Here is a 21,018-nt window from a genome sequence, read left to right as displayed (position 1 = left end):
GCCGGTCCTCAAAAGTGGCCAGTCTCCGGTCGGGAGCGGAACGGCGGCGAGTCGGGTGTCCGCGAACTCAGTCCTGCCCCATCGGCACGGTCATCACCGGCACCGGCGAGCGACGGAGGACCTTCTCCGTGACGCTCCCGAGCAGGACGCGCTGGAGCCCCTTCCTCGTGTGCGTCGGCATGACCACGATGTCGGCGTCGACGTCGTCGATCGTCTCGATGATCGTCTCGAACGGGCGGCCCTCCTCCGTCCGTTCGACGACGTCCTCGACCCCACGGGACCGCAGTTCGTCGTCGACCTCCTCGACGCGATCCATGGCCTCGCTCTCGATGCGCTGGGCGAGGGATTCGGCGTGCGGCCCGCTCATCACCTCCTCGACCGTGTCCACGACGGCGAGGACGTGAACGGACGCGTCGTAGTGGTCCGCGAGGTCGGCGGCCCGCTCGATCCCGCGCGTCGCTTCGCTATCCGGCGCGACAGGCAGTAGAATCGTGTCGTACATGGACGCGGATTCACCCTCGGGGTGAAAAACTGTAGTGGCCGGTGCGTTGAATCGGGCCTCCTTCGGTCGACTCGATGAGCGGGGCTGGAGAGGGGTTCGTTGCTCGCGACATCGTTCGCCGTGGCCAGAGCTCCTCAGGCCTCGACCGGTCGCGTTTACAAACGAGTTCGGTCGTCATCGCTACAGAGACCACTCGGCATGCCCAGAAAGCCCCAGCCGCTGACCGGTCACGCTTATAAGTAGAGTCGGTCGTCGTCGCTACAGAGACCACTCAGCATACCCAGAAAGCCCCAGCCGCTGACCGGTCGCGCTGCTCGCTGCGCTCCTCACGGCTCACTCGCTTCGCTCGTTCGCCGTTGCGGTGCTAGCGTCGCAGGGCGTCCCGCGCAGCGGCTGCCCCTTTCAGTCCCGCCCAGGAGTGGTGGCCGGGCGTCGCTCGCGCCGGTTGGGTGGCTGTTGAGGCTCGCCGGTCAGCCGGCGTGCGGTGCGTCCGCGGTTGCGGTGCGATCGCTGTCGCGGTTGCCGTCGCAGTCGCTGTCCTGGCGGACTGAAAAGGCGACGGCCGGTCTCGTGAACGAAGTGAACGAGAGCTTGGAAGTCGCAGCCCGGCAGCGCAGCGTAGCGAGCAGCCCCGACCGTCTTCCAGTGGTCGCGCCGGAGGGGAGTCGCTGAGTCGACCCCTATCCGCGCGGGCGGTGTCTTCGCGAGCGCAGCGAGCGAAGGCCAGAAAGTCGCAGCCCGGCAGCTCGCTACTACAGGCAGCCCGGACCGTCTTTCGTGGCGGAGAGGCGCGGATATGTCGCTTCGCGAGAAATCGAAGATTTCTCGGAGCCCGAAAATCTCTGATTTTCGAGGACAGCGACCGCGAGCGGCCGAGGGCTTTCGAAGTGTCTGCGGTGCTGTCGAGCGCAATCCCGTATCACCTGCCCAAACCTGCGCATAGCGAGAAGTCGAGGGCTTTCGAGCTGTCCGCGGTCCTGTCGAGAGCCACGCGGCACCACCTGTTCAAATATACTTATAAACGCCCTTCAGAAACGCCGTTCTCAGGGAACGATTCGACCAAAAACGCGACCGAGAAGCCCTACCGATTCAGCGTGTGGATCGCCTGGTCCTGCGCGTTCTCGGCGGCTTCCATCACGGCTTCCGAGAGCGTCGGGTGGGTGTGGATCGTCGACCCGACGTCCTCGACGGTCGCGCCCATCTCGATGGCGAGGCCGACCTCCGCGATCAGCTCGGAGGCCTCCGGGCCGACGATCTGCGCGCCGAGGATGAACCCGGCGTCGGCGTCGGCGACGATCCGGACGAAGCCGTCCGTGTGTCCCGTCGTCAGCGCGCGACCGGAGGCGTTGAACGGCATCTGCCCGACCTTCACGTCGAAGCCGGCCTCCTCGGCCTCGGCTTCCGTCATCCCGACGGTGCCGATTTCGGGGTCCGTGAAGACCGCCGCGGGGATCGCCTGGTAGTCGAGTGCCGCGGGCTCGCCCGCGATGACCTCGGCGGCGACGATGCCCTCCTTCGAGGCCTTGTGCGCGAGCATGGGCTCGCCGGCGACGTCGCCGACGGCGAAGATGTGCTCTTTGTCCGTGCGGGCGCGGTCGTCGGTCTCGATGAAGCCGTGCTCGTTCGTCTCCAGGCCGGCCTCCTCCAGGTCGAGGGTGTCCGAGACGGGCTGGCGGCCGACGGCGACGAGCACCTTGTCGGCGGGGTAGGTCGACTCCTCGCCGTCCTCGGTCTCGGTCGTGACGTGGTAGCCGCCGTCCGGGGCTTCCGACCAGTCCGAGGCGCCTTCCCCGAACTGGAAGTCGATGCCGAGGTCCGCCGCGCGCTTGCGGACGACGCGTTTCACGTCGTCCTCGTACGGCTGGAGGATGTCGTCGAGCATCTCGACGACGGTCACGTCGCTGCCGAGCTTCGCGTAGACGGTCGCCAGCTCCATTCCGATGTAGCCGCCGCCGACGACGACGAGCCGGTCCGGGACGGTGTCGGCGTCGAGCGCCTCCGCGGAGGACCAGATGTGGTCGTGGCTGTACTCGAAGCCCGGGATCTCGATGGGTCGCGATCCGGTCGCGACGATCGCGTGCTCGAACTCGATCGATTCCGAGCCCTGGCCCTCGCCGCCGTGAGCGACGCGGACCTTGTTCTCGTCGGCGAAGGTGGCGGTCCCCTCGATGAGGTTGACGCCGTTGGCCTTGCAGAGCTTCTCGACGCCGCCCGTCAGCGAGTCGACGACGTCGTCCTTCCAGCTCTGCATGCCCGCCAGGTCGACGGCGGGGTCGGCGTGGATGCCCATCTCCTCGGCGTTGCCGGCCTCGTGGGCGACGTCCGTGCCGGTGATGAGCGCCTTCGAGGGGATACAGCCCCGGTTGAGGCAGGCACCCCCGTAGGCGTCGCGTTCGACGAGCGTCGTGTCGAGGCCCTCCTGTGCGGCGCGAATGGCGGCCACGTAGCCGCCCGGCCCGGCGCCGATGACCAGTACGTCCGTGCCAGTTGAGATATCTCCGACGACCATTTACTCGGTTAACAGCAGCAGTGGATTGTTAAGGTGTTCCATCACGGTGTTGGTGAACTCCGCGGCCTCCGCGCCGTCGATGACGCGGTGGTCGATAGAGAGCGAGAGCGGGAGCGTCTCGCGGGCGACGACGTCGTCGCCCTCGACGACCGGGCGCTTCTCGATGCCGCCCAGCCCGAGGATTGCGGTCTCGGGGTAGTTGATGATCGGCGTGGCGTACTCGCCGCCGATGGCGCCGAAGTTGGTGATCGTGAACGTCCCGCCCTTCATCTCGGCGGGTTTCAGCTTGCGCTCGCGGGCGCGCGTCGCGAGGTCGTTGACCTCGGCCGCGAGCTCGACGAGCCCCTTCTCGTCGACGTTCTCGACGACCGGGACCATCAGGCCCGCGTCCGTCGCCACCGCGATGCCGATGTTGTAGTAGTTCTTGACCTCGATCTCCTCTGCCTCTTCGTGGAGTTCGGAGTTGAGGATTGGGTACTCCTTCAGGCCGGCGACGATGGCCTTCATCACGAACGGCATGTAGGTGAGCTTCACCTCGCGCGCCTCGGCCTTCGGCTTCAGCCGGGCGCGCGCGTCAACGAGGTCCGTGACCTCGGCCGTGTCGTGGTGGGTAACGTGCGGCGCCGTGTACTTCGACTGCGCCATCTGCTTGCCGATGGTCCGCCGGACGCCCGTGTACGGGCGCGTCTCCGACGGCTTCGGTCCGGCGACCTCGGCGCCGGCTTCCGGTGCACCCGCCTGGGCCTCCGCAGCCTCGGCACCCTCGACGGCCTCGACTTCGCCGCGCTTCGCGGCGGCGAACTCGCGCACCTGTTCCTCGGTGACGAACGCCTCGCCCTCGCGCGTCTCGTCCGTCGGCACCTCGTTGATGTCGACGCCCTCCTCGCGGGCGACGCGGCGAGTCGCGGGCACCGCAAGCGTCTTCTCGCGGTTGGCCGCCTCGGCCGCCTCGGCCGGTTCCACCGATCGCCCGGCACCAGCGCCGGTCTCGGCTCCGGCCCCTACCTCGGCGCCGGCTTCCGGCTCGCGCTTCGTGACTGCGGACTTGCGTTCGCTCGGTTCGGGCGTCGGTTCCGGTTCCGCCCCACCCGACTCGGCGTGCTCGCGGACGTCGGCCTCGGTGACGCGGCCGCCGGGACCGCTGCCGTCGACCGCGCTGACGTCGACGCCGAGCTCGCGGGCGACGCGGCGGGCCGACGGCGGGGCGAAGGTGCGGCCCTTGCCGGTCGAGACCTCCTCGGCTTCCGCCGTTGCCTCCGCGGTTTCCGGTTCCGCGGCGGTTTCGGCCTCGGGCTCCGCCTCGTCTTCGGGCTCCCCCTCGGCTCCCGCCGCAGCTTCCGCTTCGCCTTCACCCTCGACCTCGCCCTCCTCGGGCACCTCGAAGGTGATGATCACGTCGCCGACGGGCACCATCTCGCCCTCCTCGGCGCGCAGTTCCTTCACGGTCCCGTTGTACGGCGACGGGACCTCGACGAGCGCCTTGTCCGTCTCGACCTCGGCGACGGCCTGGTCCTCGGTGACCGTGTCGCCGGGGGCGACGAGCCAGGAGACCAGCTCGCCCTCGGCGACGCCCTCGCCGACGTCCGGGAGCTTGAACTCTTTCGTGGCCATGTTAGAACTCCACCGCGTCCTTCACGCCTTCCTCGATGCGCGCCGCACACGGGAGGTAGTAGTCCTCCAGCGCGTACAGCGGGTACGGGACGTCGTAGCCGGCGATGCGGGAGACCGGCGCCTCCTGGTGGAGCAGCGCTTTCTCCTGGAGGATGGCGGTGATCTCCGCGCCGATGCCGCCCGTCTTCGGCGCCTCGTGGACGACGGCGGCGCGGCCGGTCCGCTTGAACGCCTCGACGATGCTCTCGCGGTCGAGCGGGGAGATGGTCCGCAGGTCGAGGACGTGACAGTCGATCCCCTCCTCGGCGAGGTTCTCGGCGGCCTCCATCGTCGGGCGCGTCATCGCGCCGTAGGTGTACAGCGTCACGTCGTCGCCCTCGCGGCGGGTTTTGGCCTCGCCGAGCGGGACGGTGTGGTCGCCCTCGGGCACCTCCTCGCGGAAGGCCCGGTAGATGAGCTTCGGCTCGAGGAAGACGACCGGGTCGGGGTCGCGGACGGCCGAGGCGAGCAGCCCCTTCGCGTCCGCGGGCGTCGACGGGATGACGACCTGCAGGCCGGCCTCGTGCGCGTAGAAGGCCTCTTTCGACTCCGAGTGGTGCTCCGGCGCGCGGATGCCGCCGCCGTAGGGCGCGCGCAGTACCATCGGGAGGCTGTGCTTGCCGCGGGTCCGGTTGCGGAACCGCGACATGTGCGAGACGATCTGGTCGAAGCCGGGGTACATGAAGCCGGAGAACTGGATCTCCGGGACCGGCTTCATCCCCATCGCGGCCATCCCGACTGCGGTGCCGATGATGCCGGACTCGGCCAGCGGCGTGTCGATGACGCGGTCGTCGCCGAACTCGCTGTGGAGGCCCTCGGTGGCCCGGAAGACGCCGCCGTTCTTCCCGACGTCCTCGCCCATGACGATCACCTCGTCGTCGCGTGCGAGTTCGGTGTGTAGTCCGTCGCGGACTGCCTGTACGAGCGTCAGGTTCTGCGTCTGCTGTGACTCGCTCATCTTAATCCTCCAGGAACGCGTCGTCGCCGTGCTTCTCGCGGATTTCCGCGAACTCCTCGTACTGCTCCTCGAGGTTCGCCGTCGTCTCCGCGTAGACGTTGTCGAACATCTCGCGCGGTTCGGGGCGCGGGACCGACTCCGCCGCGTCGATGGCGTCGGCGACCTGCGTCTTCACGCTCTCCTCGATCTCCGCGTGGCGCTCGTCGTCCATGATCCCCTCCGCGCGGAGGTACGCCTCCAGTCGCGGGATGGGGTCTTTGGCCTTCCAGCGCTCGACCTCCTCCTCGTCGCGGTAGACGGTCGGGTCGTCCGCCGTCGTGTGGGCGCCAAAGCGGTACTGGACCGCCTCGATCATCGTCGGTCGGAGCTGGCCCTCGTCGGGGTCCCGGGCCTTCTCGAGGGCGGCCTGGGTCGTCTTGTAGACGGCGAGGGGATCCATCCCGTCGACCTGGACGCCCGTGAAGCCGTAGGCGTCGGCCTTCTGGGCGAGCGTCTCGGACTTCGTCTGTCGCTCGCGCGGCACGGAGATGGCCCACTGGTTGTTGTTACAGAAGAAGACGTTCGGCGTGTCGAAGACGCCCGCGAAGTTGAGCCCCTCGTGGAAGTCACCCTCGCTCGTGGCGCCGTCGCCGAAGTAACAGAGGACGACGTCGTCGTCGTTCCCGCGGAGCTTCTTCGCCCACGCCGCGCCCGTCGCGTGCGGGATCTGGGAGGCGATGGGGACCGCAACCGGGAAGATGTTCGTCCCCTCGGGTGTGTTGTTCCCCTCCTCGTGGCCCATCCAGTAGAGGAGCGTCCCCTCGAGCGGGAGCCCACGAACCAGGGCGGCACCGTGTTCGCGGTAGGAGGGGACGATCCAGTCGTCCTCGGCCAGCGCGAGCGCGCTGCCGACCTGGGCGCCCTCCTGCCCCGAGAGCGGGGGGTAGGTCCCCATCCGCCCCTGGCGCTGGAGGCTGACGGCCCGCTCGTCGAAGTGGCGAGCCAGCTTCATGTACCGGTACATCTCGACGAACTCCTCGTCGTCGAGGTCGGGCACGTCGCCGACGACGGTGCCGTCCTCGTCGAGAACCTGTATCATGTCGTCCGGGTCGCGCTCGAGTAACGTCACGGTCGAACCCACCTGTTCATACCCGAATCTCCGACGCAGGACTCTTAGGGTTTTCGTAAATAATTTACTATGGTCAGAAATTCTGCGAACCGACGCGGAACTGTCCACCCGTGAAGGCCAAAATCAAACAATTTTCAATCGTCGGGGTGAATCTGGCAGTATTTTCCTGATCAATTCGCATATTCCCGAACAGTAATGGACAAACGGGAAGGTTTCCCTCGGGATCGACGATGGCGACGGCGGTTTCGTTGGTCGATCGTGGATCCTGGTAGCAGGCAACAAAGACGTCTGTGGCGGCGCGGACATTGAGCGAACCGAGCCACCACGAAGCTGTCGGCGCCCGCAAACCCAGCCGCTGAACGCTCGCCTTTATAAACATGACCGGCTATCGCTGCCACAGATACCACTCAGCACAGCTTGAAAGCCCAAGCCGCTGAGCACTCGCGTTTATAAATAAACTTGGTTGGCGGCACTGGCGCCACCACTCAGCATGCCCAGAAAGCCCCAGCCGCTGAGCGGTCGCGCTTATAAATGAGGTCGGCTGGCGTCGTCAGCGACACCACTCGGCATGCCCAGAAAGCCCCAGCCGCTGAGCGCTCGCGCTGCTCGCTGCGCTCCTCACGGCTCACTCCCGTTGGTCGTTCGCCGTTGCGGTGCTAGCGTCGCAGGGCGTCCCGCGCAGCGGCTGCCCCTTTCAGTCCCGCCCGGGAGTGGTGGCTGGGTGTCGCCGCCGGCGGTTCTTTGGCCACCGTCGTTAGGCGGCTGTCCGGCGTGCGGTGCTTAGGCGTCGGCGCGCGCGAGCACCGCGTGCGAGGGAGGGCGGGGCGCGCCGAGCGGTGCGGTCCCGGCGCGCCCCGACCGAGGCTGGGGAGGACTGAGGTATTGCGGTTGCCGTGCGTCGCTGTTGCGGAGCCGTGCGGTCCTGGCGGACTGAAAGGGCGACGGCCGGTCGCGCCGAAGGAGAGTCGCTGCGACGACCACTATCCACGCCGGGCGGTGTCTTCGTGAGCGAAGCGAACGAAGGCCAGGAAGCCGCAGCCCGGCAGCCCGCTACTGCAGGCAGCCCGGAACGTCTTCCGGGGCGGAGAGGCGTGGATATGTCGCGCAGCGACCGCGAGCGGCCGAGGGCTTTCTGGGTGTTTGCGGTGCCGTCGAGCGTAGCAGCGTCTGCACCTGGGCACCCGGTTTATAAGCAAAAGCGGTCGAGGGCTTTCTAGCTGTTTGCGGTGCTGTCAAGTGCAGCAACGTCTATACCTGAGCTTCCAGTTTATAAGCAAACTACGACCAACCCCCACACCACGAACGCAACCCGATCCCGACACGGCAACCACTAAGCCGCCACCGCGCACTCCATCAGATATGGACGTCGACATCGGGAACGCGCTCGGAACGGATCCGGGCGTCACCCAGGAGGGACTCGAAACGCTCGACGAGCGCGTCGCCGACGCGCACGAACGCATCGAACGCGGCATGGCCGACGACGAGTTCGGCTACGCGTCGCTGAACCTGCCCGAGACGGCGGACCCGGACGCGATCCGGGCCGCGGTCGAGCCGTTTGGCCAGCCCGAGGCGGTCGTCACGGTCGGCATCGGCGGGAGTGCGCTCGGGGCGGCGACGCTCGCGAAGGCGCTCCCCTCGCCGGTCGACGCCTACTTCCTCGACAACGTCGACCCGGCCCACGTCGAGCGCCTGCTCGCGGACCTCCCGCTCGCGGACACCGTCGTCAACGTCGTCTCGCGGTCGGGGACGACGGCGGAGACGCTCTCGAACTTCCTCGTCGTGCGCGACGCGATGGACCGCGCGAACGTCGACTGGACGGAGCGAACCTTCGTCACGACGGGCGAGGCCGGGAACCTCCGGCAGCTCGCCGAGCGCCACGACCTGCCCGCGCTCGACGTCCCCGAGGGCGTCCCCGGCCGCTTCTCCGTGCTCTCGACGGTCGGGCTCGCGGTCGCGGCGCTACAGGGCCACGACATCGAGGCCGTCCTCGCCGGCGGCGCGGACGGGCGCGACGCGCTCGCGGGGTCGCTGTTCGACGCGCCGGCGTACGCCTACGGGGCGACCTCGTACGCGCTCGCGCAGGACGGCGCGCTGACGAACGTGATGATGCCGTACGCGGAGTCGCTGGAGACGTTCGCGGAGTGGTTCGCCCAGCTCTGGGCCGAGAGCCTAGGGAAGGAGGAGGTCGGCCAGACGCCCGCCCGCGCGCTCGGCGCGACGGACCAGCACTCCCAGCTCCAGCTCTACCGGGCCGGTCCCCGGGACAAGGTGGTCACGCTCGTGCGCCCGCGGGAGCGAGCCGAGGTGGCTATCCCCCAGACCGACCTGGAGGGGCTCTCCTACCTCGGGGGATCCTCGCTGGGCGAGCTGCTCGACGCCGAGTTCGAGGCGACGGAGGCGAGCCTCGCCGCGGCGAGCCGGCCGAACGTCCGGATCGAGATCGACCGCGTCGACGAGCGCACGCTCGGCGAGCTGCTCTACGGCATGGAGGCCGCCTGCGTCCTCTACGGCGAGCTCGCCGACCTCTCGACGTTCACGCAGCCCGCAGTCGAGTGGGGGAAGAAGGCGGCTCGCGGCCTGCTCGGCGGCGGCGACTTCGAGGAAGCCGACGCGGTCGCGGAGAAGCGCGAACTGATCGTCGGAAGCGGGAGCAACTGACGACGGACTACCGCCGCCGGCGACCGACCACCGCCTGCGACTGACCACCGCCGGCGACCGACCACCGCCGGCGACACAGTACAGTTCCGGTGCGCCTATACCCCGCCTTCCCGTATCGAGGCCCAATGAGTGACGGGCTGGCCGCCGCGGACGTGACCGAAAGCGCGATGCGACTCGGACAGGGACTGACCGTCGTCCTCGGCGCGTTCCTCGCGGCCGTCGCGATCACGCGACCGGTCACCGACGCCGTCGTCGGCGCCGGCATCGTCGCGGCCGACAGCCCGGAGGCGGTGATCGTCAGCACGGTCGTCCAGTTCCTCGGGTTCGGGCTGGCCATCGCCGTGTTCCTCGCGATCACGAACGACTGGGACCTGATCGCGGTCGACCGACTCGACCGGTGGGACGTCGCGACCGTCGTCGGCGCCACGATCGCGCTGCTGGCGCTGCAGGTAGCCATCACGGAGCTGCTGGCGCAGTTCGGGGTCTCCGCTGGCGAGAACGCGGCGCTGCTGCCCGGTCGCGACAATCCGACCTACTTCCTGCAGATGGCGGTCGTCAGCGTGCTGGTCGTCGGGCCCGCCGAGGAGCTGCTGTTCCGGGGCGTCGTGCAGGGGCTGCTCCGGCGTGCGATGACGGCGTGGCCGGCCATCGCGCTCACGAGCGTCGTCTTCGGGATCGTCCACGTCGCCGCCGTCGTCGGCACGACCGAGCAGGCGTTCGTCTACGCGACGATCGCAGCGGTGCTCGGGGTCGTCCTCGGCTACGCGTACGAGCGCACGGGCAACGTCGTCGTACCGGCGTTAACCCACGGGCTCTACAACGGGACGCTGTTCACCGTCCAGTTCCTCTACTTCACCGGCTCCCTCTGAGGAGAAAGGTCGGGGCCGGGTGGCTACTTATAAAGACGTCTCGTCCCAGCGCACGTCGTCGTACGTGCGGAGCTGCTCGGAGCCGAACTGCTCCTCGAACTTCCGGCGGAGCGACGCCTTCTCGCCGCTGCTGATGCGCGCGAGCTCGTCGGCCTTCGCGACGGCCTCCGGCGGCCCGCGGCTGGCGGCGACGTCCGCGACGACCTGCGTCGCCAGGTCGCGGCGCAGGTCGGGGTCGCGGGTGAACGCGTACGGCGCCTCGACCTTATAAAGGACGTCCATCCGCGGGTCGTACAGCACGAAGAACGTCGTCTCGTACAGCTCGGGGTCGAGCTTCCGGTCCACGCCGAGCGCGTCGCCCGCGGCGGCCATGTGACGGTCGGCGCCGCCCCGGCTGTGGAACCAGGTGGTGAAGGTGAGCTCGTCGGAAAGCAGCTCGCCCTCCTCACGGCGCTCCAGCAGGCGGGTGAACAGCGCGGCGTCGTCGGGCCAGGGCGCCTCGATCCCCTTGCTGTTCAGCGTGCGAATGATCTCGCGGCTCGCCGGGTTCTTCACGAAGCCGACGAGAGGGATCTCGTCCGCGACGAACTGCTCCACGAGGCGGACGTAGTTCTCGATGACGGCGCGGGGTTTCGCCTCGCGCGCGAGGTCGCCGAGCTCCGGGTCGCGGTCCTCCCAGGTGAACAGCTCCTTCGGGTAGATCGGGCCGTCGAGTACGAGCAGGTCCGCGACCGTGTTCGCGTGGTCGAGCGCGTGCTTGCTCTCCGCGAGGTAGAGCGCGAGCGCGTGGACGACGCCCTCGGCGTAGCGGTTCACCGTCGGCGCGTGGAGGACGCGCTGCTGGGTGTACCCCTCGTCGCGGCGGTGCCAGTCCGTGTCGTGGTCGATCGTCGCGTCGGCGTTGTGGACCGTGGCCACGATGGACCGGGAGCGGTGGAGGTCCAGGTCCGACGGGTCCGAGGCCATCGCCGCGTGCGCGACGTCGACGACGAGGCCGTTCTTGAACGTCGTCGGGTTGATCGTCCCCGAGTCGAGCCCGTGCGTCGTCGGGAACGGGCGGTCTGTCAAGGCGATCTCGTCGACCGCGACGCGCCGCCGCTCGTGGTCGCCGACCGGTTCGATCACGACCCGGCCGTCGTGGTACAGCTCCGGGAGCCAGTCCTCCCAGGCCTGCGTCGCCAGCGAGTCGTGGTCCGTCGTGTCGACGGTGCCCGCGATGGAGGAGGCCAGCCGGGCGATGTTGTCCACGTGAATCGGGTCCAGCGTCACGCCTTGGAGGGAGTGGCCGGCGGGCAAAAAGGGGTCGGTCGGCGTGGGGTGCGGGCACCCCGGTCCCCTCGCGACCCTGGCGGAGGCCACACATGTTCGGCCTGCCTCGTAGGTGGCCGGGAGGGCAAGCCCCGGACACCGATGGTTGCCACGGATTTCGACGCCGAACGGCAGTACAGCGAGGCCAGGTTCAGCGCGCAGGAGGTGTTCCGGAGCGACCGCACGAAAGTCGTCCTCGGCTACTTCGAGCCCGGCCAGTTCATCCCGGTTCACGCCCCCGACAGCGACGTCGTCGTCGACGTGCAGCGGGGGACCGCCCTCGTCCGCGACGGTGACGAGGACCGGCGGGTCGGCCCCGGCGACGTGGTCGTCGTCGACGCCGGCACCGAGCGCGGTATCAAAGCGACCGGCGGCGACCGACTCGAGGCGCTGCTCGTCACCGCACCGCCGCCGACCGACGCGGAGCACGACCCGGTTCGGCGCGGGATCCGGGAGGGGACCTTCGAGCCGAGCGCCGAGTAGCGACATCGAGGACGGCGGCCTCGACGTCCCGCCGTCAACAGCAGAAGATGAACGGATAGACGAGCGCGACGCGGTCGCCCTCGTCGAGCTCGGTCGCGAAGCCGTCGTACAGCTCGTTGAAGCGCCCGTTGATCAGCACCCTGGCGAACGCGCGCGTGCGCTCGCCCTCTGGATTGCGCTCCCAGCGGCCCGGCGGCTCGCCCGGGTAGTCGGCCCAGCCCGGCCCGGTCTCCTCAGCTTCCGTCTCCGCGAGCAGGAGGTCCTCGCAGCCGTGCTCGTCGAAGAACTGGTCGAGGAACTCCCCGAGCGTGGAGCCCTCGAACGCGTAGTCGAACTGGTGGGCGTCGAGCGCGTCGCGGACGTGCCCGGTCGCGCGCACCTCGACGGTCGTCGTTTCGGCGGTTGCCGGCGTCGACTCCGCCGTCGACGCCGCGGACTCGGATTCGGTTGCCGGCGACTCGGGGGTCGTCGAGTCCTGACTGGACATGGACGAGAATCGGTGAGAACGAGCATAGGCTCACCTCCGAACACGTTCGGGAGTGTTGTGGGCGACTCGGCTGGTCGGTCGCGTCGACGGCGTCGGTCCTATCGATTACGTCGATCGCGCCGTCCCGGACTCGACGCCGGACTACTCGTGGCGGCGCAGCTCGTCGAGGACGGCCTCGAAGACGGGGAGGGTCCACTTCACCTGCGCGCCGTTCTCGACGAAGACCAGCGTGCGCGGCGGTCTGACCGCCTTCGGGCGGACGCGGAGGTCCTCGACCTGCGCGACGTCGGCGGCGAGTTCCGGGGCGACGACGAACTCGACGCGCGCGCGGTCCGGCTGGACGTACACCTCGGCGATCGCGTCGTCGTCGCGGACGCTCTCCACCTCGACGTCGGCCGCGCGAACGGTGTACGCGAACGCCCCGTCCGTCGTGGGCTCGACGTCGGGGTCGGCGTCGGTCACGTCGAGCGCGCGCAGGCGCCCTTTCCCGCCGGTGATCTCCGAGGAGAGTAGCTGTGCGATCCGGACGCCGTCGTTGAGTTCGTCCTGTGTCATGGCTGTCTCACTGTCGGTTACTCGTCGGCCGTGAGGAGGTCGTCGCGGGCCTCGGCGGCGAGCCCGTCGACGTCGACGCCGTGTTCCTTCGCGTACAGCACCGCGGCGGCCTCGATGGTGATCTCGAGCCCGCGCTGGCGCTCGTTGATCGACGCGACCGCCTGCTGCTTGTCCACGCCCGCCGCGACGAGCGCGTCGAGGGCCTGCTCGAAGGTGGACTGCTCGCGGAGGATCGATTCGTCGGGCGTGAACTCCTCGGGCACGTCGACGTCGTCGGGGTCGAACTCCGGCACGAGGTCGCCGTCCTCCTCCGCCACCAGCCCGCGCCCCTTGGCGACGTCGACCAGGCGCTTGGCCTGGTCCGGGGAGAACCAGTCGCGGTCGAGCGAGAGCGCGACGACGAACTCCCCCTCGCCGAGCCGGCGCTTCCCCTGCTGGCGGAACGGAACCGCGACGGTGACCTCCAGACTCATCGTCAGTATTCGGACCGCCCTCGCCGGTAAACGTATCGAACCGGACGCCCTCCCACGGGGGTGCGGACGCCGTTCGGCCCGGCTCCCTCGACCCGCCGCGGTCGCCCTCGCGGACCGCCGTAGTCGCCCTCGCGACGCGGATGGCCCCAAGTCGAACGGTTCAAGTGTTCGCTGGGCGTTTGCGTGGGTATGAAAGACCAGGGACGCTCCGATCGGAAGCGTACGGGCGGCCGACTGAAGCACTCGAGCGACAAGAAGCGCCACCAGCTCGGTCGCGTGGCGACGCCGACGACCCTCGGCGAACCGCGGTTCAAGGTCATCGACTCGCGCGGCACGGGCCAGAAGGTCAACGCGCTGTCGACGAACGTCGCGCAGGTCGCGACCGACGAGGGCGAGACCGTCACGGTCGAGATCGAGGACGTCGTCGAGAACCCCGCGAACGTCAACTACGTCCGCCGAAACATCATCACGAAGGGCGCCGTCATCGAGACGGACGAGGGGCGCGCCCGCGTCACCTCCCGACCCGGCCAGACCGGCCAGGTCAACGCCGTTCTCGTCGAGTAAGCGCCGTCGCGTTCTCCCGTTTTTTACCGCCCCGTAGCCGCCGCGCCGCCGCGGATCACCCCGACTCCCCGCGGCGCCGGCGAGGAGCCGCTGTCTAAAGGTATTTCAGCGTGCATCGCCTGAGTTCGTCGTATGCGGATGGAACTCCGGGTGTGCAAGCACTGCTACGACGGATCACACGGGAACGGCCAGAAGACCGCGGTCACCCGGGACATGGTGAAATGCGCCGAACGCATTCGCGAGTACAAGGACCTCATCGGCATCGACTCGCTGTACATCACCTACGTCGAGGAAGGGGACACCGGCGGCGCCGAGGCCCTGCCGGCCATCGTCGCGTCCATCGAGGACAACCAGATCCAGCTGTCGGACACCCAGCTGGTGATGGAGGACGAGAACGACAACATGCTGGTGTACCCCGAGCCCGACGACATCCTCGAGGTCCTGACCCGGAACATCGACCAGATGTCGGAGCAGACCCGCAACGACGTCTCCATCGACCTCTCCGAGGAAACGATCGACCTGATCTCCTGACGCAGCGCTGGGGTTTTTGACGGCCGCTTTTGCTGCGGTTTCGGATACTCGCTCGATGAGAGAGGTTCTTGATCGGTCGGCAGTCTGAGAGTGCATGTTCGCTCTTTAGAAGGAGATAGTTGGACAGGTGCAGACGCTGCTGCGCTCGACAGCACCGCAAACACCCAGAAAGCCCTCGGCCTCTCGCGGTCGCTGCGCTCACGAGAGCGGCCATCGCCCTTTCAGTCCGCCAGGACAGCACCGCGACAGCACCGCAACAGCACCGCCCAGCAACCGCAAGCCTCAGCTTTCCCCAGCCTCGGCCGGGGCGCGCCGGCACTGCACCGCACCGCGCGGCGCGCCCCGCCCTCCCTAGCACGCGTTGCTCGCGCGCGCCACCGCCCCGCACCGCACGCCCGACAGCCGGCGAGCGTCGTCCGCCGAAGAACCGTCGGTCGCGACGCGCGGCCACCACTCCTGGGCGGGACTGAAAGGGGCAGCCGCTGAGCGGGACGCCCTGCGACGATAGCACCGAGCCAGCGAACGAGCGAAGCGAGTGAGCTGGCGAGGCGCGCAGCGAGCAGCGCGAGCGCTCAGCGGCTGGGGCTTTCCAGCCATGCTGAGTGGTGTCGCCGCCGACGACAGCCGATCCTATTTATAAGTAAAATGGTCTATATCTGGGGCTTTCTGGGCGTGCCGAGCGATGGCGCCAGCAACGACCACCGGTCTCGTTTATAAGATCAGTGTCGCCCGCGACGCCTATTTATAAACCTCGACGGTCAACCGAACGGATCACACATCGTTCGCAGTCCGAGAACCATCCGAAACGTGATCGGAAAAACGAGCTGCAGTCGTCAAGTAGTCGGAATCAGCGCGTCGTGAAAGGGGGCAGCAGCCAGAGGCCCCTCAGTCGTCCTGCGGCTGGCCGCCGTCGGCCGCGGCCGCGGACGACTCCTCCGCTTCGGCCTTCCGCTGGGCCTTGTACCGGGCGCGGAGGACGTTCCCGTACATCGACAGCATCAGTCCGATGAACAGGACGATGAAGCCGATGTTGATACCGATGGTCCGGAGCAGTCCACCCTCGTTGAACGCGAGGGTCTTCGGCACCGGGTAGCCACCGTAGGTGACCGAGGCCATCAGCACGCTGATGATGCCGACGACGGTCATGACGCCGAACAGGTTCGTCGCCCACCGCCAGCTCTTCTTGCGACGGAGGCGCTCGATGCCCGTGCCATCGTACTCGTCGGGGTCACCGTGGAACTCCGGCGTCATGCCCTTCGGCAGGAACGCCTTCATCTCGACGGGGTAGAACGCGGGGTGGAATCCGTGTTCAAACGTGTGGAACATGATCCCCATCAGCATGATAATGCCGAGGATGCCGTGGAACGTGACGAACGCCACCGCCACCGACGGCGAGCTGTACGCCTGAATGAGCCAGGTCTTCTGCCAGATGAGCAGGCCCGAGATCATCAGGAGCAGCAGCTCGACGGTGAAGATGACGATGACGCCCTTGCCGACGTACGACAGCAGCGGCATCTCCTCGGCCTTGTAGCCGGCGAACTGGCGGGCGCTCGGGTGCCGTTCGTCGGCCCGGCCGAGCGCGAACTTGACGTCCTGGATGAACGCCGCCGGGTCGTCTTTCAGGTCCGGCAGGAGCTCGGAGATGTCGGCGCCGTTGGTGCTACTGAGCAGCATGTACGGCACCCAGAAGCCCGTGAGGGCGATGAGCCCGAAGCCGGCCGCGCGGTGAATCGCGAGCACGCCGGCGTTGCCGCCCATCAGCTCGAGGAGCCACCACAGCTCGGCGTTGAACGCGACGGCGTACCCGGTGAAGAACAGCAGGAACACGTCGAGTCCCAGCAGCGAGTGGAACGTCGTCGTGATCCTGGAGAACTTCCCGTGGTCGAGACTCGTCATTGGCGTTCACCTCCGTCGGTCGCAGCGGCGTCGCTGCTCGCGGCCTCGGACCCCGCCGGCGGCTTCATCTGGGCGGCCAGCCGGTGGAACGACGCCCAGTGGATGAACACCATCACCAGGATGAAGAATCCGAGGACGATGTCCGCGATGTGGAGAAGTTTGATGGCCAGGTTGAGCGATTCGACGCCGATCCCGTACTCCCAGGCTGCGCCAACGCCGCCACCGCTCACCGTCGGGTGGACGCGCTGGAGCGCCTCGACGAGGACCATCTTCTGGTTGAAGAACCAGACCGAACCCGTCGCTAACGCGAGGCCGAAGACGACGCTCCCGTAGAACGCGATCCGGTCCGAGACTCCACCGTTGTCGGTACTTTCGCTCATAGTCCTTTCATCATCCCCGCTTCGTCACCGAAGATGACGTCGAGCGCGGCGTCGTTGAAGAACGAGCCGCTCTCGCGCTTTTCGAGCTCGTCTTTGATCTCGCTGGTCGTGCCGACGAGGATCGCGTCCGTCGCACACTCCTCGGCGCAGGCGGGACCCTGGCTGGCATGCTGCCGTTCGCGGCAGCCCGTACACTTGTCCATGATACCGCCCGTGCCGAAGACGTCGGACGCGACGGTGTCGCTCTGGTCCGGGAACTGCGGCGCGCCGAACGGACAGCCCGAGAGGCAGTACTGACAGCCGACACAGAGGTCGTCCGTCACTGTCACGAAGCCGTCGTCGTTCTTCTGGAGCGCGTTCGTCGGACAGACCGACACACACGGTGCGTTCTCGCAGTGGTAACACTGCATCGGCAGGTTCGTCTCGCCGGGGCTCTTGCCCTGGGCGAGCGCGTCCGTCTGGCGGCCGTTGAACCCCTCGTCGGCCTCCTGCCCTTCCAGCATCGTGGTGATCTTGATGCGCTGTTCGTCGGCCGGAATGTCCCACGTGCGTTTACACGAGACGACACACGACCCGCAGTCGATACATGCCTCGACGTCGGGGAAGATCCGCATGCCGTCGCCGGTGCTCATCACACCGTCGCTCATGCGGGACCCCTGGTTTTCTGTTGACATTGTTAGTCGTCTCCGAAGGCGTTCTCGTTCATGTCCCAGTCACGCGTGTCGTAGCTCTTCTGTTTGCCGAGACCATGCTCGTCCTGCGGATAGTCGATGAACTCCATGTCGTACTCCTCTATCGCGGCGGGAGTCGCTTTCTCCATGGTGACCATCGCCGCTTTCGTCTCCTGCATCTGCGTCTCGGCGTCGTATCCGGATGCGGTGACGATGTTCGCGGAATCGCCGATCGCGAGTGGCACGGTTCCCTCGGGGTACTGGTCCACCTGGCTCTTGCCGCCGAACACGCCGCCCCAGTGGTACGGGAGGAAGATCTCTTCGTCCTCGATCTCCCGGCCCGTTTCGGTGCGGCCGGTGACCTTCGCTTTCACGAGGATACTGCTCTTGTTCTCACCCGTCGGGTGAATGATGACGTGGTCCTCGCCGCCCTGCAGGTCCATCTCCTCGGCGACCGTCGGGCTGATCTCCGCGTACATGTGCGGCTGCAGGTCGGCGGTGAGCTCGTTGTTCCGCGTCTCGGCACCGCCACCCTGGTGTTCGACCTGTCGGCCGGAGGTGAGGATCATCGGTTTGGCGTCGCCCTCCGCCGCTTCCGCGATGGAGCGCGTCGCCTCCTCCTGCACGACGCTGTTGTTCTGGTCGAGCCGCCAGAACTGCGTCTGCTGACCGTTCGCCGGCCACTCCTCGACGAGGTCGGGCCGCGGGCTCTCGACGGGCTCGCGGTGGACCGGAACGGTGTCGAGGAAGTTCCAGGCGACACCGCGTGCGCGGCCGCGCCCGGTCGGCGCGTCCGGCTGCTTGAAGTCGTACTGCTCCCACCAGTCGAGGTCGTAGTCCCGGCCGTAGTTCTCGTTGAGTTCGACGGCCGTGTCGTACGGTGACTTGTCCGCACGGAGCGCGTATCGCTGCGGGAGCGACTTCGCGCCCGAGTTGCTCAGGTCGTCCGGCAGGACGGTGGCGTAGCCGGGGTACTGCGGCACACCCTGGATCTCGCCCTCGCCGTCCCACCAGTCGGGGTCGAAGGAGTCACGCAGCATGTCGAGCCCCTCCTCGCCCTCCTGGTCGTACGTCTCCTGCATCGGGTACTCCTTGTCGACGCCCATCGCGTCCCACTCCTCGGGAGTGGGCGCCTGGACGCCCCAGTTGGCGCGGAAGTCCTGTCCGCCCTCGCGGGGGTCCTCCTCCGACGTCCAGAGGATCGGCGTGCCGGGGTGGTCGCCACCCCAGTATGGCCACGGCAGCCCGTAGTAGTCGCCGGACACCGGGGTTCCCGGTTTCTCAGCACGGAGCGTCTCCGTGCTGAACGCCCAGTCGTACTCGACGTGCTCCTGGAGCTTCTCCGGCGGCTGCTGGTAGCCGATCGTCCGGGTACCGATGTTGATCTCGCGGACGACGTCCTCGTGCGTGGACCGACCGTTGTAGATCTCCGGGCCGGTCCCCCAGTCGAAGTGCTCGCCGAAGCCGAGCTCGTGGGCGAGCTCCTGGAAGATCTGGAGGTCGGGCTTGGAGTTGTGTCCCGGCGGCGCCACGCGCTCGGACCACTGGATCGAGCGGTGGGTGTTCGTCAGCGTGCGCGGGTGCTCGTACTGGCTCGAGGCCGGCAGCAGGAGGACGTTGTCCTCCCTCGACAGCGTCCCGGCGACCGCCGGGAACACGTCGACGACGACGAGGAGGTCCAGCGCCTCCAGCGCCTTCCGCTGTCGGTCCATCTCCGAGATCGAGTTCGCGGAGTGGCCCCAGTAGAAGGCCATCTTGACGGGGTCCGGCTGGTACACCGGCGTCTCGTTCAGCCGTTCCTCCTGCGGCAGCGCCGCGTCGAACCAGCGAGCGACCGTCAGCCCGGACCGGAACATCATGTTCCCGTCCGTGTCGGGCCAGCTCGTGTCGCGGTCCGCCGGCGGCGACTCGCCGTTTATCAGCTCGTACGTCTCGTCGTCCATCGTGGCGAAGTACTCGTCGTGGAGTTCCTCCGCCGTGATTTCGCCGGACGTCCAGGGGCTCCTGGACCAGACGTTGGTCCAGTGTTGCCAGGAGCCGGGACCGCTGACGCCGTAGTACCCCGGCAGGATGCCGGAGGAGACGCCGAGGTCCGTTGCTCCCTGGACGTTCGCGTGGCCACGCATGACCTGCATCCCACCACCTCTGCGGGCGGCGGAGCCGGTGGCCAGCGAGGAGAGCGCGTACGACCGGATGTTCTGGGTCCCGTTGTTGTGCTGGGTCCCCCCCATCGCCCACTCCACCTGAATGTGGGGCTTGCTCTCGATCATCATGTCGCCGATCTCCGCGAGGTCGTCCTCGTTGATCCAGGAGATGTCGGCGGCGGTCTCGAGGTCGTACTGGTCGAGCTCCTCCTCGACGTCGGGCCAGCCCATGACCCGCTCGTCGAGCATCTCGTCGTCGAGCTCGCCCTGCTCCTTGATGTAGTTGATGAGCCCCATCATGATCGCCACGTCGGTGCCGGGGCGCATCCGGAAGAAGTGGTCGGCGTGAGCCGACGTCTTCGTGTACCGCGGGTCGATGGAGACTACGGTGCCACCGCGCTTCTGGCCTTCGAGGATGTGCTGCATCACGACCGGGTGGGCTTCCGCCGGGTTCTGGCCGATGATGATCAGCAGGTCGAAGTTGCGGTAGTCGTTGATCGTGTTCGTCATGGCCCCGTAGCCCCACGTGTTGGCGAGGCCGGTGACCGTCGTCGAGTGGCAGATACGCGCCTGGTGGTCGATGTTGTTCGTGCCCAGGAACGCGTTGAACTTCCGGGAGACGTACGCGGACTCGTTGGAGTGGTGCGCCGAGCCCAGCATCATGACGCTCTCCGGGCTGTACTCCTCGACGATCTCGTCGTACTGGTCGGCGATCTGCTGGTAGGCGTCGTTCCAGGAGATCTTCTTCCACTCGCCGTCCTCCTTCCGCATCGGGTGCTTCAGGCGCTTCGGCGAATGCTCCGTCTCCAGGATGCCGGCACCCTTCGAACAGAGCGAGCCGTTGTTCAGCGGGTTCTCCATCCAGGGTTCCTGCCCGACGAACGCGTCGCCGTTCTTGACGGCCTTGAAGCCGCACCCGATGGAACAGTAGTTACAGACGACTTTTGCTGTCTCGGCGTCCTCCTCGACGCCGCTCGTTTCCTCTTCCGCTCCGAGGACCTGACCGGTCGTTCCTCCACCGAGTGCGACCGCGCCCGCCAGCGCGGAGGCCTTCATGAAGGACCGCCTGTCCAGGTCGATAGTTACTGGTTCTGTTTCGCTCATGGCTGCTGCCTCACGCGCTCGACCGTCCGCCGCCGTAGTCCAATGTGCTCCGCACGTCCGCCGCTTCACGGGTCGGCCGCCACCTCGCCGTGAAACAGACAACGGACCGGACGGGATCGGCGCGTTGTAGCATGCAAGCGAACCCACGAACTGGCGCTTATTAGTCTT

19 protein-coding genes are annotated in these 21,018 nt (G+C 67.7%); 5 read left to right on the top strand and 14 right to left on the bottom strand.

All coding sequences use genetic code 11. The annotated features are described in order from the left end of the window. Nucleotides 1-67: 67 nt before the first annotated feature. From ACQE3M_RS00970 to ACQE3M_RS00945, 6 genes are all read right to left on the bottom strand, one after another. Complete coding sequence (locus ACQE3M_RS00970) at nucleotides 68-502, bottom strand: universal stress protein (RefSeq protein WP_430503596.1); 435 nt, start codon at nucleotides 500-502, stop codon at nucleotides 68-70. Between the two features lie 1,081 nt (nucleotides 503-1,583). Then, nucleotides 1,584-3,011: a dihydrolipoyl dehydrogenase gene (gene lpdA / locus ACQE3M_RS00965; RefSeq protein ID WP_430503595.1), complete on the bottom strand. Its 1,428-nt coding sequence runs from the start codon at nucleotides 3,009-3,011 to the stop codon at nucleotides 1,584-1,586. Then, nucleotides 3,012-4,622, bottom strand: a complete 1,611-nt coding sequence (locus ACQE3M_RS00960; RefSeq protein ID WP_430503594.1) for a dihydrolipoamide acetyltransferase family protein — start codon at nucleotides 4,620-4,622, stop codon at nucleotides 3,012-3,014. It lies immediately after the preceding gene. A 1-nt stretch (nucleotide 4,623) separates the two neighbouring features. Further along, nucleotides 4,624-5,619, bottom strand: coding sequence for an alpha-ketoacid dehydrogenase subunit beta (locus tag ACQE3M_RS00955; protein WP_430503593.1), 996 nt, complete (start codon nucleotides 5,617-5,619; stop codon nucleotides 4,624-4,626). Between the two features lies 1 nt (nucleotide 5,620). After that, nucleotides 5,621-6,727: a pyruvate dehydrogenase (acetyl-transferring) E1 component subunit alpha gene (pdhA, locus tag ACQE3M_RS00950; RefSeq protein WP_430503592.1), complete on the bottom strand. Its 1,107-nt coding sequence runs from the start codon at nucleotides 6,725-6,727 to the stop codon at nucleotides 5,621-5,623. A 73-nt stretch (nucleotides 6,728-6,800) separates the two neighbouring features. Then, nucleotides 6,801-7,073 (bottom strand): hypothetical protein, encoded by a 273-nt coding sequence (locus ACQE3M_RS00945; RefSeq protein WP_430503591.1) that lies wholly within the window; start codon nucleotides 7,071-7,073, stop codon nucleotides 6,801-6,803. Nucleotides 7,074-8,086: 1,013 nt separating this feature from the next. Between ACQE3M_RS00945 and ACQE3M_RS00940 the strand changes: the two genes are divergently transcribed. Continuing rightward, nucleotides 8,087-9,385, top strand: coding sequence for a glucose-6-phosphate isomerase (locus ACQE3M_RS00940; RefSeq protein WP_430503590.1), 1,299 nt, complete (start codon nucleotides 8,087-8,089; stop codon nucleotides 9,383-9,385). Nucleotides 9,386-9,510: 125 nt separating this feature from the next. Then, a complete protein-coding gene (locus ACQE3M_RS00935) occupies nucleotides 9,511-10,254 on the top strand; it encodes a CPBP family intramembrane glutamic endopeptidase (RefSeq protein WP_430503589.1) in 744 nt (247 codons plus the stop codon). 27 nt (nucleotides 10,255-10,281) lie between these two features. Here the strand turns inward: ACQE3M_RS00935 and ACQE3M_RS00930 are convergent, their stop codons facing one another. Beyond that, nucleotides 10,282-11,523 (bottom strand): DNA double-strand break repair nuclease NurA, encoded by a 1,242-nt coding sequence (locus ACQE3M_RS00930; RefSeq protein ID WP_430503588.1) that lies wholly within the window; start codon nucleotides 11,521-11,523, stop codon nucleotides 10,282-10,284. 141 nt (nucleotides 11,524-11,664) lie between these two features. Here ACQE3M_RS00930 and ACQE3M_RS00925 point away from each other — a divergent pair, with 141 nt between their 5' ends. Next, complete coding sequence (locus ACQE3M_RS00925; RefSeq protein WP_430503587.1) at nucleotides 11,665-12,045, top strand: cupin domain-containing protein; 381 nt, start codon at nucleotides 11,665-11,667, stop codon at nucleotides 12,043-12,045. Between the two features lie 34 nt (nucleotides 12,046-12,079). Here the strand turns inward: ACQE3M_RS00925 and ACQE3M_RS00920 are convergent, their stop codons facing one another. From ACQE3M_RS00920 to ACQE3M_RS00910, 3 genes are all read right to left on the bottom strand, one after another. After that, nucleotides 12,080-12,532: a ubiquitin family protein gene (locus ACQE3M_RS00920; protein WP_430503586.1), complete on the bottom strand. Its 453-nt coding sequence runs from the start codon at nucleotides 12,530-12,532 to the stop codon at nucleotides 12,080-12,082. 141 nt (nucleotides 12,533-12,673) lie between these two features. Further along, entirely contained in the window at nucleotides 12,674-13,087 is a 414-nt protein-coding gene (locus tag ACQE3M_RS00915) for a hypothetical protein (protein ID WP_430503585.1), read from the bottom strand. 17 nt (nucleotides 13,088-13,104) lie between these two features. Further along, the gene (locus tag ACQE3M_RS00910) at nucleotides 13,105-13,560 is read right to left on the bottom strand and encodes a DUF2240 family protein (protein WP_430503584.1); all 456 of its coding nucleotides are present in this window, start codon (nucleotides 13,558-13,560) and stop codon (nucleotides 13,105-13,107) included. A 189-nt stretch (nucleotides 13,561-13,749) separates the two neighbouring features. On the opposite strand from ACQE3M_RS00910, the gene ACQE3M_RS00905 reads away from it, so the two are divergent. Both ACQE3M_RS00905 and ACQE3M_RS00900 read left to right on the top strand, forming a co-directional pair. Continuing rightward, the gene (locus ACQE3M_RS00905) at nucleotides 13,750-14,124 is read left to right on the top strand and encodes a 30S ribosomal protein S8e (protein ID WP_430503583.1); all 375 of its coding nucleotides are present in this window, start codon (nucleotides 13,750-13,752) and stop codon (nucleotides 14,122-14,124) included. A 132-nt stretch (nucleotides 14,125-14,256) separates the two neighbouring features. Further along, nucleotides 14,257-14,655: a hypothetical protein gene (locus tag ACQE3M_RS00900; protein WP_430503582.1), complete on the top strand. Its 399-nt coding sequence runs from the start codon at nucleotides 14,257-14,259 to the stop codon at nucleotides 14,653-14,655. Between the two features lie 885 nt (nucleotides 14,656-15,540). Here the strand turns inward: ACQE3M_RS00900 and ACQE3M_RS00895 are convergent. The 4 genes from ACQE3M_RS00895 to ACQE3M_RS00880 are packed head-to-tail and all read right to left on the bottom strand — an operon-like array spanning nucleotide 15,541 to nucleotide 20,850. Then, nucleotides 15,541-16,551, bottom strand: a complete 1,011-nt coding sequence (locus tag ACQE3M_RS00895; protein ID WP_430503581.1) for a cytochrome b/b6 domain-containing protein — start codon at nucleotides 16,549-16,551, stop codon at nucleotides 15,541-15,543. After that, nucleotides 16,548-16,931 (bottom strand): hypothetical protein, encoded by a 384-nt coding sequence (locus ACQE3M_RS00890; protein WP_430503580.1) that lies wholly within the window; start codon nucleotides 16,929-16,931, stop codon nucleotides 16,548-16,550. The genes ACQE3M_RS00895 and ACQE3M_RS00890 overlap by 4 nt, the downstream gene beginning before the upstream one ends. Next, a complete protein-coding gene (locus ACQE3M_RS00885; protein WP_430503579.1) occupies nucleotides 16,928-17,605 on the bottom strand; it encodes a 4Fe-4S dicluster domain-containing protein in 678 nt (225 codons plus the stop codon). Before ACQE3M_RS00885 ends, ACQE3M_RS00890 begins: the two co-directional genes overlap by 4 nt. Before the next feature lie 2 nt (nucleotides 17,606-17,607). Beyond that, nucleotides 17,608-20,850, bottom strand: a complete 3,243-nt coding sequence (locus ACQE3M_RS00880) for a molybdopterin-dependent oxidoreductase (RefSeq protein ID WP_430503578.1) — start codon at nucleotides 20,848-20,850, stop codon at nucleotides 17,608-17,610. Nucleotides 20,851-21,018: the final 168 nt, after the last annotated feature.

The sequence above is a fragment of the Halosubterraneus shenae genome, from assembly GCF_050510935.1.
Taxonomy (GTDB): domain Archaea; phylum Halobacteriota; class Halobacteria; order Halobacteriales; family Haloferacaceae; genus JBDGPU01.
The sequence above is the reverse complement of the archived record's forward strand: the minus strand, read 5'-3'. Positions and strand labels throughout refer to the sequence as shown.